The sequence below is a fragment of the Streptomyces sp. NPDC003697 genome, from assembly GCF_053587115.1.
On the sequence record NZ_JBSFNN010000011.1, the window covers coordinates 23,803 to 39,195 of the forward strand.

Below are 15,393 nucleotides of genomic sequence, written 5' to 3' on the forward strand. Positions count from 1 at the left end.
CCTCAAGAGTGCCGGGGCCCGGTCTCGGGACGGGGCCTGGTCTGGTGACGGCATGACAGTGCCCCGCCGTACGGTCTTGCTGCAAGTTACTGCAAGTGTTTTCAGTCGTGGTCCACGGCTCAACCATCCCGTGCCGCACCGCACGACGGGCGCGCGCCGACCGGCGACCCACAAGGCCCGAACCTCCTGCCCTCGTTGACGCACCACCACGGCGCCTATCGGCCCGGGACAACCCCGTACTTGCGCACGCGGGACCACCGGGCCAACAGGCTGCCCAGGCCGGCCCCCTTCGCCGACGAGTACTGAATCGGCACAGCCTTCCTCATGCCCCGCAGATCCCGTGGACACAACTGCCTGATTCGCCGACGGTGTCGAGCAAACGCCACGGGGCACCCCGAAGCGACGGCGCCGCCGCGCCGTCCCGGCGGTCGGCGCCTTCAGCGCGCCCGCAGCAGCGCGGCGGTGGCGGTGGGGTACCAGTGAGGGAACGCGTGCGCCCCCGAGGTGACCACGAGCCGCCCCCGGGGCGCCCGCCGTGCCAGGTGGTGCAGCCAGGCGGGGGGACAGAGGGCGTCGTGCCGGCCCCCGGCCACGACGACCGGGCAGGTCACGGACGGCAGCACATCCTCCGGGCGGTCCGCCTGCGCCGAGCGGATGTACCGCACCAGGCGGCCGGCGCCGGCCCCGGCGTAGTGCGGCAGGAGGGCCGGCAGGACGGCGGGGTTCTCGTGCACGGCGGTGCGGGCGAAGGCCGCGGCGAGCGGCAGCGCGCGCCGCAGCCGGGGCGGGAAGGTCGGTGCGAGCAGGACCAGGGCGTCCACCCGGTGGGGGACCTGTGCGGCGGCGTGCAGCGCCACCTGCGCGCCGGTGGAGTGCCCGGCCAGCACCACCGGCCCATCGGGTGCCGCCGCCAGCCATCGCGCCACGGTGAGGGCGAGCGCGCCGAGCGTCGCCGGGCAGGCCGGGCCGTCGGGATCGGCGAAGCCGGGGACGTCCAGCAGCCGCACCGGGGAGTGCCGAGCGCACTCACGGGCGGCGCGCAGCAGGTATCCGGGCGCGCCGAGTCCGGGGACCAGCACCACCGTGCGCCCGGCCGCACCGGGCCCCTCGGCGCCGAAGCTGCGCACCGTCGCCGGTTCCACCCGGTCCCGACGGACGTACAGGACGGGGGCATCCGTCTCTTGGCGCGGGCGCCGCGGGTTCCCCGGCGAGGGCCGGACGCCGGCCGCGGGAGACGAAGCCGGGAGGAGGGTCGCGGCGCCGCGCGGCCGGGGCGTGTCCGGTCCCGGCCGCCGGAGCCGGATCACGGGACGTCGGAGAAGCGCAGCCGCGCCTCCACCCGGCCGTCGACGACGCGGGTGTCGAAACAGGGCTGCGGCGCGGTCGCCGGGCCCTGCACGTTCCAGCCGTCGGAGAGCCGGAAGACGCTGCCGTGCCAGGGGCAGCGCACGCATCCGTCGACGACGGTGCCCTGCGACAGGGGGCCGCCCATGTGGCTGCACCGGTCGGCCAGCACGTGCACCGACCCCGAGGCCTCACGGACGACCGCCACGGCCACGCCGTCGACCTCGCTGCGCACCGGCCGGCCCTTCGGGAGGGCATCCAGGTCGGCGACCGTGTGCCAGCCCGGCGTGACCAGGTGCGGCACGAACTCCGCGTGGTTGGCCCCGGACGCCTGCCGGTAGGCCATGTGACCGCCCAGTGCGCCGCCCACGCCGACCGCGCTCAGTCCGGCCAGGGCCAGGGCCCGTCCCAGTGCCTCGCGGCCGCGCAGGCGCGCGGTGAGCGAGCCGCTGTACAGGCCGACCGCCGCGACGTTGGCCGCGGCGTGCACCAGGCCGACGCGCATCTGCTCCCGGTGCAGTTCCGCCCAGTCCACCCAGCCCGCCACCGCGGCCGGCAGGGCGGCGACGATGCCGGTGGCGATCAGGGTGCGTGCGGCGCGCCGCTGCCCGGGCATCGCGTCGAGCACGGCCGCCGACAGCCAGCAGCCGATGGGCACCTGCACCATCAGGGGGTGCACGGGGTGGCCCAGCCATCGTCCGTGGAGCGCGTCACGGGCGCGGCCCAGGGGTGCCGCCCGCACCAGCCGCTGCACTTGCCGCACGATCAGGTCGGCGCCGGTGAACCGCTCGAGCCGGTCGGTGGAACGCAGGACGCGCCCGGGCCCCGCCGCGTCGGGCAGGGCCCGGGTCGCCGCCTCCGTGGCCCGGCGCGTGAAGGTGCTCTGTGTCATGCACTCCCGAGTAGCCCGGCGCCGCCGTCCTAACCGGTCGAAGCCACTGCCCGACGACCGTCCGCCACCTCGGGCGCGACGGGCAGCCACCGCACCGGAGGGCAGCGAACGGGGCGCGGCGACCGTCCGCCACCCCCGGGTGCGGTGCGGACGTCCGCCGCACCGAACGGTGGTGGACCGGGTGGCCGCGGCAGGCCGCCGCGGTGGGCCGGGCGGCCGCGGAGCCCGCCGCTGTGCACGCTGCGGTGGACTGGGCGGTCCGGGCGGCCAGTCCACAGGGCCCGCCGCTGCGGACGGCGGCGAAACTGGGTGGCCGCACCCACGGTGCTCGGCCCGGCGGAGGGTGGCCGCCGAATCGGACGACGGCGGAAGGGGCCCGCCGCACCGGACGGCGGCGGACCGGGCGGCCGCGGCCACGGGGCCCCCGCACGGAACGGCCGCGGAGTCGGCGGCCGTGGCCGCGAAAGCGACGCCTCGGCCACGGGCCCACCACCGCACGCCCACCGCCGGTCACCGGCCGGCGGCCCGCTCCAGGACGTCGGTCACCTGCCGGCGGACCACGTCCCACGCCGGGGGAGCCAGGGAGCCGAGAGCCGTGCGCTCCAGCAGCGGCAGGACCTGCCCGGGGCCGCGGTCACACGGGGCGCTCTCGCCGATCGCCTCGTACCCGTCCCGGACGGCGGCGACGAGGCGACGCCGGCCGCCGCCGTCGTCGTGCACGGCGGCGGCGACGACCAGCGGCGGCCCGCCGCCCGCCGCCGCGGGCAGCTTGCGGTACCCGCTGACGAGCGGTGCGCGCCAGCGCAGAGCGAGCAGGAGGTGACGTTTGGCCAGGACCTCGGCCAGGTCGGTCACCCGGACACCGTCCGGTTCCAGCACCGTCGCCCACGCGTCCAGGACGAGCGCCGCGGGCAGCAGGCAGCGCAGCGTGCTGCCGACGAGGTTGCCGCCGACCGTGGCCGTCCGGCGCACGGCCCCGGTGCCCACCGCGGCCGCCGCCCGGTGCAGCACCTCCGGCACCCGGTCGTCGATCCGGTGCAGGACCACGGCCGCGCCCAGCGCCTCACGCTCGATCACGTTGGCCTCGGGAACCTCCCGCAGCGACATCGCCTGCTCGGGAAAGCCGTCCCGCTGCCACACGGCCCACACGAGCGTGGCCCCGCCCACGGGCACCGCCCCTTCGGCCAGGTGCCGCTGTGCTTCGGACACGGACGTGGGCAGACGCAGCAGCATGCAACCGACCTCTTCGACAGTCGCCGGCGGTGGGAGGGGAGCCGGGTCACTGCCGACGGTGCGCGTTCCTCCCGCGCGGGTGAAGGGCGCGTACGGGGCTCACACCCGCACGCGGACGCCCCGCGAGCGCCGCCGTCGCCACCGGACACGGTCGCCGTGCCGCGCACGCCTGCCCGTATCCACCCCTCGGCGGAGGCGCATAGTTTAGGATGCTCGCCGCGCCGAGCCAGAGGGAGATCATGAAGACCGCCGCGGACTTGTCGACGACCCCCCGCAGCACCCCGTGGCGCGTCCCGGCCTTCCGGCGGTTCCTGTCGGCCAGTCTGATCTCGGCCACCGGGTCGGCGATGGCGCCCCTCGCGCTGGCCTACGCGGTCATCGGGCAGGGCGGCGGAGCCGGATCCCTGGGGCTCGTGCTCGCCACGAGCACCGTCCCCACGATCGTCCTCCTGCTGGCGGGCGGCGTCCTCGCGGACCGTCTGTCCCGCAGCCGGATACTCTTCCTCGGCAATCTCCTCGCCGCCCTCGCCCAGGGGACCCTGGCCGCCACGGTGGCCACCGGCCGGGCGTCGACGGCCTCGATCGCCGCCTGCGGCTTCGTCTCGGGGGCGGCCGTGGCCTTCACCACCCCCGCGGCCCAGGGCGCCGTCGCCCAGATCCTCCCGGCAGGGCTGCTGCAGCAGGCCAACGCGCTGCTCCGGCTCCCGGGCAACGCGGTCAAGGTCGCCGGCCCGGTCGCCGGCGGGCTGATCGTCGCCGCCGCCGGCCCGGCCTGGGCGCTGGCCTGGGACGCGCTCACCTTCGCCGTCGCCGCCCTGTTGCTGCTGGGCCTGCGCCTGGACGCCCCGCTCACGGCCGGCAGCGCCCTGGGTGACCTGCGGGCGGGCTGGACCGGCTTCTGGTCACGCACCTGGCTGTGGACCTACACGGCGGCCGGCACCGTCCTCGTCGCCGCGTGGCTGGCCGGTTTCCAGCTGCTCGGTCCGCTCGTCGCCGCCCGGCAGTACGCGGGGGCACGCGACTGGGGGCTGGTCCAGGCCGCTTTCGCCTCCGGCCTGCTCGCCGGGACGCTGGTGTGCCTGCGCTGGAGACCGCACCGCCTGCTGGCCGTCGCGGTCGCGGCGAGCGCCGGTCTGGCCCTGCCCCTGGCGGCCATGGGCGGGGACCTGCCGCTGCCCGTCGTCCTGTCGGCCGCGCTGCTCGGGGGCGTCGGACTGGACATAGCGATCGTCGCGTGGACCACCGCCTTCCAGCAGCACGTGCCGCAGGCCGAGCAGGGGCGCATGAGCGCCTTCAACGGTGTCGGGGAGCGCCTGGCCATCCCGCTCGGCTATCTGGTGACCGCCGTGGCGGCGCACACGTGGGACGACCCGACGGTGCTCCTGGCCTGCGCCGCCCTCATCGTCGCGGCCGCCGCGCTCAACCTCTGCGTCCCCGAGGTGCACCGGGTCAACCGTCTGCCGGACTGACGGGCCGGCCGGTGGGGACGAAGCGGCCGGCGGTTCCCCGGGGGAGGTGGAGGGCGCACGCCTCCCCGCCTGAGCCGTCGGGCCGGGCCACGGCGGCGTCGGTGGTGGCGTCGGCGTGGTGCACGCTCGCGGCAGGGGCCCGGCCCCCGCGCGGACCGGCGGCGGCGCCGGGGATCAGGCCACCGTCCGCTGCCGGCGGGCGGCCATGACGGCGTAGACGATGACGCCGGCCAGCAGGAACAGCACTCCCTGGTACACCGCCGCGTACCCGGCGCCCGCGATCAGCCACAGCGAGAAGGCGGCGGCGACGGCGGTGATCACACTGTCGCGCACCAGGCGGGCCCGGTCGACCCGCTCGCCGTGCCCGGAGACGAGGTGGAAGATCTGGGCGGCCGTCGCGAGCAGGTAGGGCACGGCCGCGGTGAAGGTCGTGATCAGCACGAGGATGTCGAAGACCCTGGCCGAGTGCGAGGTGTAGTTGTAGATGGTGAGCAGCGAGGCGAGGACGACGGTGACGGCGACGCCCACGGTCGGGACGCCCCGCCGCTTGCGGGCGAAGGGGGCGGGGAAGAGCCCGTCGCGTGCGGCCGCGTACGGCGTCTGGGCGCTGAGCAGCGTCCACCCGTTCAGGCAGCCCGTCATCGACACGAGCGCGGCGCCCGCGACGGCGACGCCGCCCCAGGTACCGCCGAACATGGCGTTGACGGCGTCGGAGAACGGCGCGGTCGAGTCGACGAGGCGGCCGTGGGGGACGGTGCCGAAGACGGACAGGGTGCCCAGCAGGTAGACGAACGCCGCGCCGGCGGTGCCGATGACGGTGGCGCGTCCGACGTTGCGCCGGGGGTTGTCGACCTCCCCGGCGCTGACTGCGGCGGACTCCACGCCGAGGTAGGAGAACAGCAGGATCGCGGCGCAGGCGGAGACGGCGCCGACGGTGCCGGTGCCGGAGCCGTTGAACGGGCCGAGGTTGCCGGGGTCGAAGAAGAACAGCCCGCCGACGGCGACGAGCAGCAGCGGCGCGAACTTCAGGACGGTGGAGACGAGCTGCACGGCGCCGACGTAGCGGGTGCCCGCGAAGTTGGCCAGGGCGGGCAGCCACTGCAGCACGAGGGCGGCCAGACACGCGGTCCAGCGGTGGCCGCCGACCGGGATCAGTACGTCGAGATAGCCGACGGCGGCGACGGCGAGCGCCGCGTTCGACACCCAGGTGGTGATCCAGTACGCCCAGGCGGCGAGGAAGCCGGCGAAGTCCCCGAAGGCCTCGCGGGCGTAGACATAGGGTCCGCCGGTGCTGGGGTGCCGGTGGGCGAGCCGGCCGAAGACCAGGGCGAGGGCGATGGCGCCGACGGTCAGGACGGCGAAGGCCACCAGGCTGACGGTGCCGTAGGGGGCGACGGAGGCCGGCAGCAGGAAGATGCCGCCGCCGATGATGTTGCCCATGACCAGGGCGGTGGCGACGGGAAGGCCGAAGCGGCGCGCGTGACTGCCGCTGCTGCCGGACGGGTCCTCGGAGGGGGTGGGGGTGGTCTGCGGGGCCGGAGCCGATGGCCGGGCGGTTCCGGTGACGTGCATGGGGTGGTGCCTCTCGTCGAACGGGTGTCCGGGGTCGCCGGGACCCACCCATGGTCCGGCATGGCCTGCCCTGTCTCCAAATCACTCACTTTCGTCCTGTATAGCCGCATCCGGCGCCGCAAAAGGTGAGCTGTCACGGGCGCCGCGCCGGGAAATGTCCAGAAGCGCCCGGAACCCGGCAGACGCCGAAAGCCCTCCGGCCGGTCAGTCCACGGGCCAGGTGTGGACGGGCGCGTTGAGGTGCATGTAGTCCATGTACAGCTGCGTCATCCGCCGCAGGGCCTCGTGGCGGCCGCAGTGCGTGGAGGCCTCGATGCGGTGGAACATCTCCTTCTGCCAGACGGCCCCGTTGCGGCCGGTGACACACCGCTGCTCGATGACGCCGAGCAGCGGCTCCCGCCAGGCCTCGTCCATGCCCGAGCGCTCCAGCCCGCGGTGCGCCAGCGGCAGCAGGCGCCGCAGGACGAGCTCGGCGACCGGCACCTCGCCCATCCCGGGCCAGTACAGGCGGGCCTCGATGCCGTGCCGCGCCGCCGCGTGCAGGTTGTCCTCGGCGGCCGAGAAGGACATCCGCGACCACACCGGCCGGTCCTCCTCCACCAGGGCGCGGGTGAGCCCGTAGTAGAAGGCGCCGTTGGCGAGGGTGTCGGCGACCGTCGGGCCGGCGGGCAGCACCCGGTTCTCCACCCGCACATGCGGTTTGTCGTGGGCGATGGCGTAGACCGGCCGGTTCCAGCGGTAGATGGTCCCGTTGTGCAGGGTCAGCTCGGCCAGCTCCGGGATGTCGCCGCGGTCGAGCGTGTCCCCGGGATCCTGCTCGTCGCACAGGGGCAGCAGCGCCGGGAAGTAGCGCAGGTTCTCCTCGAACAGGTCGAAGACGCTGTTGATCCACCGTTCCCCGAACCACACGCGGGGCCGGACCCCCTGCACCTTGATCTCCTGCGGACGGGTGTCGGTGGCCTGCTCGAACAGGGGGATGCGGGTCTCGTGCCACAGCTCCTTGCCGAAGAGGAACGGAGCGTTGGCCGCCAGCGCGACCTGGATGCCCGCGATCGCCTGCGCCGCGTTCCAGTAGCCGGCGAACTCGTCCGGGGACACCTGCAGGTGGAACTGGGTGCTGGTGCACGCGGCCTCCGGAGTGATCGTGTCCGCGTAGGTCCGCAGCCGGTCCGCGCCGTCCACCTCGATGCGCAGGTCCTCGCCGCGGGCCGCGAAGACCTGGTCGTTCAGCAGCCGGTAGCGCGGGTTCTCCGACAGGGCCGCCTCGCCGACGTCCTCCTGCCGCAGCGTGGGCAGGATGCCGACCATGATCAGATGAGCGCCGGCCGACCTGGTGCGTTCCTCCGCGTGGTTCAGCGCGTGGCGGATCTCGGACTCCCAGGCGTCGGGACCGCCCGCCGTCAGCCGACGGGGCGGAACGTTGATCTCGAGGTTGAACCGGCCCAGCTCGGTGGACCAGGCCGGGTCCGCGATGGCCTGGAGCGCGTCGCTGTTGCACATCGCCGGCTCCGCCTCGTCGTCGACGAGGTTCAGCTCGATCTCCAGGCCCACCTGGGGCCGCTCGGACTCGAAGCGCGACTCGCGCAGCATCTGGGCGAACGCGTCGAGGCACTCCTGCATCTTGATCCGGTACCGGCGGCGGTCCTCCCGGGTGAAGACCAGCGCCGGGACGTCGCGTCCCATCGGCCCTCCAGCATTCCCCTCGGCGGCCACGTCTCCACCCAGCGTCGCACCGCCGGGCGACCTCGACCATGCGGGACGGCGAGCGCCGGTACCGGGCGTTCCACCCGGAGAGTGCGGCAGGACGGTGAGCCTCGGGTGGACGCCCTCCGCACCTGCCGCCGGGGTCACCGCGACCGGCGCGCCACCGTGCGGCGGCCGTCCTCGTGCGAGGTGTGTCCCACGGGCACACGGGGCCGTTCCCGGGTACTCGGCCACTTCCGACACAGGAAGGGTGGAGACGGCATGCAGATCGACCTGAAGGGACGCACCGCGCTGGTCACCGGTTCGACGCAGGGCATCGGCGCGGCGATCGCCGAGGGTCTGGCCCGGGCCGGTGCGAGGGTGGGTGTCAACGGCCGTTCCGCCGAGCGGACGCAGGAGGCCGTCGACCGGCTCCGGCGGGAGGTTCCCGACGCCGAGCTGGTACCGGCGGCCGCGGACGTGGCCACCGACGACGGCGCGCGGCGGGCGGTGGACGCCCTCGGCCGGGTGGACATCCTCATCAACAACGTCGGCATCTTCGGAGCCGCGGATCCCCTGGAGATCACGGACGAGGAGTGGCGCCGCTACTTCGAGGTGAACGTCCTCGCCGCCGTGCGGCTGACCCGGCTCCTGCTGCCCGGTATGACGGAACGCGGCTGGGGGCGCATCCAGAACATCGCCAGCGACTCCGCCGTCGTGACCCCCGTGGAGATGATCCACTACGGCATGTCGAAGACCGCCCTGCTGGCGGTCAGCCGGGGGTTCGCCAAACAGGCGGCCGGGACCGGTGTCACGGTCAACTCCGTCATCGCCGGCCCGACGCACACGGCAGGTGTGGAGGACTTCGTCTACCAACTCGTCGACCGAGACCTGCCCTGGGACGAGGCCCAGCGCGTCTTCATGCGCGAGCACCGGCCGCAGTCCCTGATCCAGCGGTTGATCGAGCCGGAGGAGATCGCGCACATGGTGGTCTACCTCAGCTCCGAGCAGGCCTCGGCCACCACCGGAGGCGCACTCCGCGTCGACGGCGGCTACGTCGACTCGATCCTTCCCTGACCGGCCGCGCGGGACCCGGACCGGGCCCCGCGCGGCCGCCGTCCGCGGCGCCGCCCGTCGTTCCGGGCCGCCGCGATGCGCCCGGACGCGGACGGCGGCCCCCCGCCCGTCCGGCCGGACCGGCCGTGACGCCCCGGAAGCGGCGGGTGGGCGGGTGGGCGGCCGCCGCCACGTCCCCGGCGCGGCTCAGCAGTACAGGTTGCCGCCGGGGGCGACCCCGAGGATCGACGTGAACCGCTGGTAGGCGTCGACACGGCTCTGCACCTGGGCGGGGTTTCTGCCGTCGCACTCCAGGGAGCCGTTGATGGAGCGGATGGTCTGGCCGAAACCGGCCCCGTTGACCATGGCGTTGTGCGGGGTCATCGTGCCGGGGCCGGACTGCGTGTTCCAGTACCACAGGCCGGTCTTCCAGGCCACCGCGGCGTCGTTCTGCACCAGCCAGGGGTTGTTGAGCAGGTCGATGCCGAGCGCGTCGCCCGCGGCCTTGTAGTTGAAGTTCCAGCTGAGCTGGATGGGCCCGCGTCCGTAGTAGGCGGCCTGGCCGGCGGGGCAGCCGTAGGGCTGGTTCCAGTCGCAGTAGTGCGGGTAGTTGGCGGTGTTCTGCTCGACCACGTACACCAGGCCGCCGGTCTCGTGGCTGACGTTGGCGAGGAAGGCCGCTGCCTCCTGCTTCCTCGTGGTGTCGCTGCCCGTGTTGGCGAAGCCGGGGTAGGCGCCGAGCGCGGCCTTGAGGCCGCTGTAGCTGTAGAAGCTGTTCCGGTTCGGGAACATCTGGTTGAACTGCGCCTCGGTCACCGGGAAGGTACCGGCCGGCGTCTGGGAGCCGCCGCTGTCGCAGGCGTACGGGTCCCAGTACCAGGTGCTGATGGTGGGGTCGTAGCCCGGGTTGTCGTGTTCGGCCACGTAGGCCTTGCCGTCGGTGTACCGGACGACGTCACCGGTGACGTACGACTTGCCGGCCACCCAGTTCGGGTAGCTGGAGCACGCGGCGGCGGAGGCCTGTGTGGCCGGCAGGAGCACCGGAACGGCTCCCGCGAGAGTGAGTGCGGTCACGACGGCGGACATGCGGCGCCTCGACAAGGGATCAACTCCTCGGCAGGGTACGGCCGCACCCCGCGAGGACAGGGTGGAAACGGAGTCTTCTCCGCACGCGCCGGCCGGACCGGGCACGGCGTGGGATGCGACCGTGGTGGGGGGTGTGGACGCACACTCAACCCCGTTGGTCCGTACCAGTCAAGGGTATAGACCAGTCAACCAGGCTGGAAATGGCGGGAGATGAGCGCGGGGCGGCCGTCCGGCACCAGCCGGGTGCCGGCTGACGCGGCGACAGTCGCGGTGCCCGGCGCGGCCGGCCGTGCGTGCCGGGCCGCATGATGCCGCTCATGTGTCGTGATCAAGACAGCCCGTGCCGGGTAGACGGTCCCGAGTCCTCGTCTCCAGGAAGGCCGTCACTGATGCAGTCATCGCCGGACCGGCACAGGCCCGCGTCGGCCACTCGACCGCACGTCGGCGGCAGACCGCCCAGGGTAGAGGGCACGAGGCCCTCCCTCTGCGGCGGCAGCCGCCGCACGGCGGGCGAACCGCCGACTCACCCCTGTTCCATGGAAGTTCCGCACGTCACGGTCGGGAGGATCTGACGATGCTTCTGCCCCACCGCAGCCGCTCGGCCGCCCCGCCCACCCCCACGGCTGCCGACCTTCTGCGCCTCATCTCCGACCCCGGCACCACCGTCTTCCTCACCGCGTACGCCGACGGACGCCGCAGATACAGCTACTGGCAGCCCTACGACCCCCGTACCGGCACGGGGAGTTGCTACGTCTCCCTGCCCACCGCCGCATGCGACATGCTGCACTCCAGCGGCCGGATCACTCTGGGAGAGCCCCTCGCCGATCCGGCCAGGACGGTCTACCGCGTCAGGCCGGTCCGCACCCCGGCCGTGCGCCGGCAGGCGGCCCGGAGCACGCCCCCGAGCCCGGCCCGGCGCTGGACCCGCGCGGCCTGACCGGGAAAGGGGCCCCGCGCGTGCCGGCGGCGCGACGAGGCACCCCACGGCCGACGCCCGGCCGGAGCGGGGTCATGCCCTGGTGAACGCGCCGGCCTGCCGCGGTGAGGTCCGCCCGGATGACCCGGCGAGCCCGTCGGCCTGCCCCGCCGACGCGCGCTTCCGCCCGCCGACCGGCCCTGAGGGCTGTCCCGCAATCCCCGGTGGGCGCACGACGACAGCTGCGGCGCCTCGCCGCGTTGTCGGATCGCCCGGATACGCCCAGTGGGTGGACGACGCTCCGTCTTGCGATGCACCGCATCCGACGCCGCGCGCTGATCCACCGCGGATTGCGGGACAGCCCTTGGGATCCGCGCCGGTGTGCTGCCCACGAGGATTCTGCGGGTAGGTGTGGAAGCGCTGTGGACTTTCGGGAGGTGGGGAGCGGTGCGGGAGCACGCTGTGGAGACGCGCACCATGGTGGTGCCGGTGGTGGACTGGCTGTTGGAGACCGCTTCGCTGCGCGAGTTCTTGCAGAACCTGGTCGATGAGGCCGTCCGCGTGTCCGGCGCGGACGGGTGCGGGGCGACGCTGCAACGTGTGCAGCGCCCGCTGACCGTGGTCAGCACCGGAGGCGTGGCGGACAAGCTCGACGAGAAGCAGTACGGCCAGGACGACGGACCGTGCCTCGCGGCCCTGCGCACCGGCCGGGTCGTCCACGTGCCCGACATGCTCCAGGAGACCCGGTGGGGGCCGTACCCCGACTACGCGGCCTCTCTCGGCATCCGCTCCTCGCTGTCCCTGCCCGTCCCCATGGGGACCGACGGCACCAGCGGCGCCCTGAACTTCTACGCGAGCGGCCCGGACGCCTTCGCCGAGTGCGACATGGTGCGCCTGGGACAGGTGGCCGCGCAGGCCGGTGGCGGCATCGCCCTGGCCCAGCGCCTGGCGGACGCCGAGGACTTCACCCGCGACCTGCAGGCCGCGCTGCGGTCCCGCAGCGTGATCGACCAGGCCATCGGCGCCGTCATGCAGCAACGGCAGTGCGGCGAGGACGAGGCGTTCGACCTGCTGCGCCGTCTGTCACAGCAGACGAACGCCAAGCTGCGCGACGTGTGTGCCCGCCTGCTGACCGGGCTGGGCGGACAGCCGCCGAAACCCCGCCCGCCGCTGCGTCCCCGCCCGTGACCGGCGCGGTCACGAACGCCGGGATGGGTCCGACGGACGGGCCACGGCCCGCCCGCGCTCCGGCCGGTGGAAGCCCCGATCCGCCGTCGTGCGCTGCGGCGGGAGGTCCGCGAACGGCGCCGTCGGCGCCGGGGCGGGTGACCCGGTCCCTGTCCGGCGGACCGGTCAGGGCCGGGGACGCAGGGGTCGGCCCTCTCGGGCGGGGCGTCCGCCGACGTTGGTGAGCAATTCGGCGCAGAGGTCGCGCAGTTTGACGTTGCGCCGTTGGGAGGCGGCGCGCAGCAGCCCGAAGGCCTCGTCGGCGGGGCAGCGCTGCTGGCCCATGATGACGCCGATGGCCTGATCGATGACGCTGCGGGACCTCATCGCCTCCTGCAGATCCGCGGCGTACTGCCGGGTGTCGGCGAGGCGCTGGGCGACGGCGATCGCTCCGGAGGCCTGGGCGGCCAGTTCCCGCAGGTCACCGAGGCCGGCGTCGGCGAAGCCGTCCGCCTTGGGGGAGTACAGGTTGAGCGCGCCGGCGGTGTGGGTCCGGGCGGCGATCGGCAACGACAGCGACGACAGGGTGCCGCAGGAGGCGGCGTAGGCAGGGTACGGCCCCCAGCGGTGCTCGCCCAGCATGTCGGGGACCAGAACCTCCTCACCGGTGCGCAGCGCCGTCAGACAGGGCCCGTCGTCCTGCCCGTACTGCGCCTCGTCCAGGTCGCGGGACTGCGCGCCGGCGCTCACCACGGTCACCGGGCGGTGCTCCTGCTCCACGGTGATCCCGGCGCCGTGCGCGGTGGGCGTCAGTTCGAGCGCGCTGTCCGCGAGAGCCTGCAGGAACTCCTCGAAGGATTCGGTGTTCAGCAGCAGGTTGGTCACGTCCGGGAGGCCGGACGACTGGTCGGTCACGGTGAAATTTCCTTCCGGGCCAGGCCCTGGGCACTTACGGGCGTCACCGGGGACCACGGACTCCAGCCCGTCGGATGCGCCTCCGGCGAAATCGGCCGCCCGCGCGTGAGGACACAGAGGTTACGGCCACTACCTCCACTATGCGCCCGGCGGGCGGCGATCGAGGACCGGATCCGCCATCCCCTACCTCCGCGCCCCCCGCGCACCCGCGCCACCCCGCGCATCGCGGCGCGGGGCGGGCAGCCGAGGCGACGACCGAATCGCCTCGCACCGGGGCCGGCGGGCGTGACCGGCCTCCCCGCCGGCCTTCGCGCCGGAGGCCGGCGGGGAGGCCGGCCCTCACAGGAGCAGCACGACGGCGGCGCCGAGGCCGCCGAGCAGCAGGGCGACGGCGGCTTCGCCCCAGCCGCCCTTTCCCCAGCGGAAGGGACGGTCCAGCGACAGTCTTCCCGGACCGATGGCGGCGACGGCGAGCGCGGCGACCGCGATGCCGGCGTTGTACTCCAGGCCGCCCTGCACCGCCCACAGCCCGTGAGCCGCGGCGACGGTCACCATGGCATTGATCATCACGCCGATCACGGCTGCCGCCGCCAGCGGCGTGAGCAGCCCCAGGGCCAGCCCGAGACCTCCGAGGAGTTCCGAGCCGCCGCCGATCACGGCGTAGACCTTGCCGGGCCGGTACCCCAGCGCGGCGAACGCCTTGCCGGTGGCGGTGAGGCCCGGTCCGCCGAACAGGCCGAAGAGCTTCTGCGCGCCGTGCCCCGCCATCAGCAGGCCGAAGGTGAGCCGGAGGAGGAGCAGACCACAGTCGCCGGCGGAGACCCCGGGGGGTGCCGCGGCACGGTGACGATCATCGGGCGACGCACGCAGTCGCCGGGCAGTGTGGTTCATGGTGGCTCTCCTCCGCCCCGCGGCCCGGAGCGATGCCCGACCGTCCGGCTGACCGCGGAGCCACTGGTCCGCTGAGCGTGACGCCCTCGCGACGCACCCGAAGGAGGACCGGGACACCGCCGGGCGCCGCGATCGCGAGTCCGGCGGCCGCCCTTCGTGGGCCGTGCTCCTCCCATCCTTTACTCGGCGGCGAAGGAACGCGACCGCGCGACCGCGGTGGGGGTGCGGCCGGCGTGCCGGCCTCGGTGCGCGGCCGCGAAGACGCGCCCGGGGCCCGCGGCCCAGCGGCCCGGCACCACCCCCCGATCGCCCTGCCGAGCCCGCGCCTCGGGATTCTGCACCCGATGCACCCGAAGGCGGCGACGTGGTTTCGACGCCGGTTTCCCCACGAGAGGGCGAGGGTATTACCAGGTTTTGCCGCCACTCAAACCGGGAAGCCTCGTCTGGCCATTCACCACCCTGCTGACGTAGCATCGAATCGGCCAGTATGTGAGTGGCTCTTCGTCGCGCGGACCCTCACATGCTCGAGTCCGACGGTGAGGCGATTCGCCGTCGGTTCGGCGACCATAAGGCGGACGCACGGGAATGCGTGTCGATCAGGTGGAACGAATCCCACCCGGTGATCCGCCGTGAGAGCGAGGTGTGCGCTTGTGGGCACACTGGTCATGGAAACACCCACGGTCAGGCACGGGGCCGCAGCGTGGCGTATCGCCCGCGATTCACAGGTACTTGACGTGAACTCCGCCTACAGCTATCTGCTGTGGTTCAGGGACTTCGCGCGCACTTCCGTGGTGGCCTCGGGTCCCGATGGCGTGCCGGTGGGATTCGTCACGGGGTTCCGCCGCCCCGAGCGGCCCGACACCCTCGTCGTCTGGCAGATCGCCGTGGATCGGGAGCAGCGGGGCCGGGGCATCGCCAGTGCCATGCTGGACCACCTCACGGCCCGGCTGGTCTCCCGCGGTGTCCTCCGCTGCCTGGAGACGACGATCAGCCCGGGCAACACCGCCTCACGCAGGCTGTTCCGGTCGTTCGCGGAGCGCCACGCGGCGCCGTTCGAACGCGAGCCGCTCTTCCCGGCCGAATTCTTCCCCGACGCCACCCATGAGGCCGAGGACCTGTACCGCATCGGGCCGCTGCGCTGATCACCGGGTGCCGTGGACGGGTCCGCA

The 15,393-nt window shown here is 74.0% G+C and carries 13 protein-coding genes; 5 read left to right on the plus strand and 8 right to left on the minus strand.

The genetic code is table 11. The features are described 5' to 3' along the window. Positions 1 to 437: 437 nt before the first annotated feature. The 3 genes from ACWDNY_RS06945 to ACWDNY_RS06955 form a co-directional block, all read right to left on the minus strand. Positions 438 to 1,127 carry an alpha/beta fold hydrolase gene (locus ACWDNY_RS06945; protein WP_451644670.1) on the minus strand — a complete coding sequence of 230 codons (690 nt, stop codon included), beginning with the start codon at positions 1,125 to 1,127 and terminating at the stop codon, positions 438 to 440. A 176-nt stretch (positions 1,128 to 1,303) separates the two neighbouring features. Next, on the minus strand, positions 1,304 to 2,236 hold the full coding sequence (locus tag ACWDNY_RS06950; protein ID WP_451644671.1) for a Rieske 2Fe-2S domain-containing protein: 933 nt from the start codon (positions 2,234 to 2,236) through the stop codon (positions 1,304 to 1,306). Positions 2,237 to 2,746: 510 nt separating this feature from the next. Further along, positions 2,747 to 3,469 (minus strand): FAD binding domain-containing protein, encoded by a 723-nt coding sequence (locus tag ACWDNY_RS06955; protein WP_451644672.1) that lies wholly within the window; start codon positions 3,467 to 3,469, stop codon positions 2,747 to 2,749. Positions 3,470 to 3,708: 239 nt separating this feature from the next. Here ACWDNY_RS06955 and ACWDNY_RS06960 point away from each other — a divergent pair, with 239 nt between their 5' ends. Continuing rightward, the gene (locus ACWDNY_RS06960) at positions 3,709 to 4,938 is read left to right on the plus strand and encodes an MFS transporter (protein WP_451644673.1); all 1,230 of its coding nucleotides are present in this window, start codon (positions 3,709 to 3,711) and stop codon (positions 4,936 to 4,938) included. Between the two features lie 174 nt (positions 4,939 to 5,112). Here the strand turns inward: ACWDNY_RS06960 and ACWDNY_RS06965 are convergent, their stop codons facing one another. Then, a complete protein-coding gene (locus ACWDNY_RS06965) occupies positions 5,113 to 6,510 on the minus strand; it encodes an amino acid permease (protein WP_451644674.1) in 1,398 nt (465 codons plus the stop codon). A 204-nt stretch (positions 6,511 to 6,714) separates the two neighbouring features. Further along, positions 6,715 to 8,193, minus strand: coding sequence for a glutamate--cysteine ligase (locus ACWDNY_RS06970; RefSeq protein ID WP_451644675.1), 1,479 nt, complete (start codon positions 8,191 to 8,193; stop codon positions 6,715 to 6,717). Positions 8,194 to 8,475: 282 nt separating this feature from the next. Between ACWDNY_RS06970 and ACWDNY_RS06975 the strand changes: the two genes are divergently transcribed. Next, positions 8,476 to 9,270 (plus strand): SDR family NAD(P)-dependent oxidoreductase, encoded by a 795-nt coding sequence (locus ACWDNY_RS06975; protein ID WP_451644676.1) that lies wholly within the window; start codon positions 8,476 to 8,478, stop codon positions 9,268 to 9,270. Positions 9,271 to 9,456: 186 nt separating this feature from the next. Here the strand turns inward: ACWDNY_RS06975 and ACWDNY_RS06980 are convergent, their stop codons facing one another. Further along, positions 9,457 to 10,350, minus strand: a complete 894-nt coding sequence (locus tag ACWDNY_RS06980) for a glycoside hydrolase family 19 protein (protein ID WP_451644677.1) — start codon at positions 10,348 to 10,350, stop codon at positions 9,457 to 9,459. Positions 10,351 to 10,909: 559 nt separating this feature from the next. On the opposite strand from ACWDNY_RS06980, the gene ACWDNY_RS06985 reads away from it, so the two are divergent. Further along, complete coding sequence (locus ACWDNY_RS06985) at positions 10,910 to 11,272, plus strand: hypothetical protein (protein ID WP_451644678.1); 363 nt, start codon at positions 10,910 to 10,912, stop codon at positions 11,270 to 11,272. Between the two features lie 426 nt (positions 11,273 to 11,698). Continuing rightward, positions 11,699 to 12,439 (plus strand): GAF and ANTAR domain-containing protein, encoded by a 741-nt coding sequence (locus tag ACWDNY_RS06990; protein ID WP_451644679.1) that lies wholly within the window; start codon positions 11,699 to 11,701, stop codon positions 12,437 to 12,439. A 165-nt stretch (positions 12,440 to 12,604) separates the two neighbouring features. Here the strand turns inward: ACWDNY_RS06990 and ACWDNY_RS06995 are convergent, their stop codons facing one another. After that, on the minus strand, positions 12,605 to 13,333 hold the full coding sequence (locus tag ACWDNY_RS06995) for a GAF and ANTAR domain-containing protein (protein ID WP_451644680.1): 729 nt from the start codon (positions 13,331 to 13,333) through the stop codon (positions 12,605 to 12,607). Positions 13,334 to 13,672: 339 nt separating this feature from the next. Continuing rightward, positions 13,673 to 14,224, minus strand: coding sequence for a DoxX family membrane protein (locus tag ACWDNY_RS07000; protein ID WP_451644681.1), 552 nt, complete (start codon positions 14,222 to 14,224; stop codon positions 13,673 to 13,675). 665 nt (positions 14,225 to 14,889) lie between these two features. Here ACWDNY_RS07000 and ectA point away from each other — a divergent pair. Then, on the plus strand, positions 14,890 to 15,366 hold the full coding sequence (ectA, locus tag ACWDNY_RS07005; protein ID WP_451644720.1) for a diaminobutyrate acetyltransferase: 477 nt from the start codon (positions 14,890 to 14,892) through the stop codon (positions 15,364 to 15,366). Positions 15,367 to 15,393: the final 27 nt, after the last annotated feature.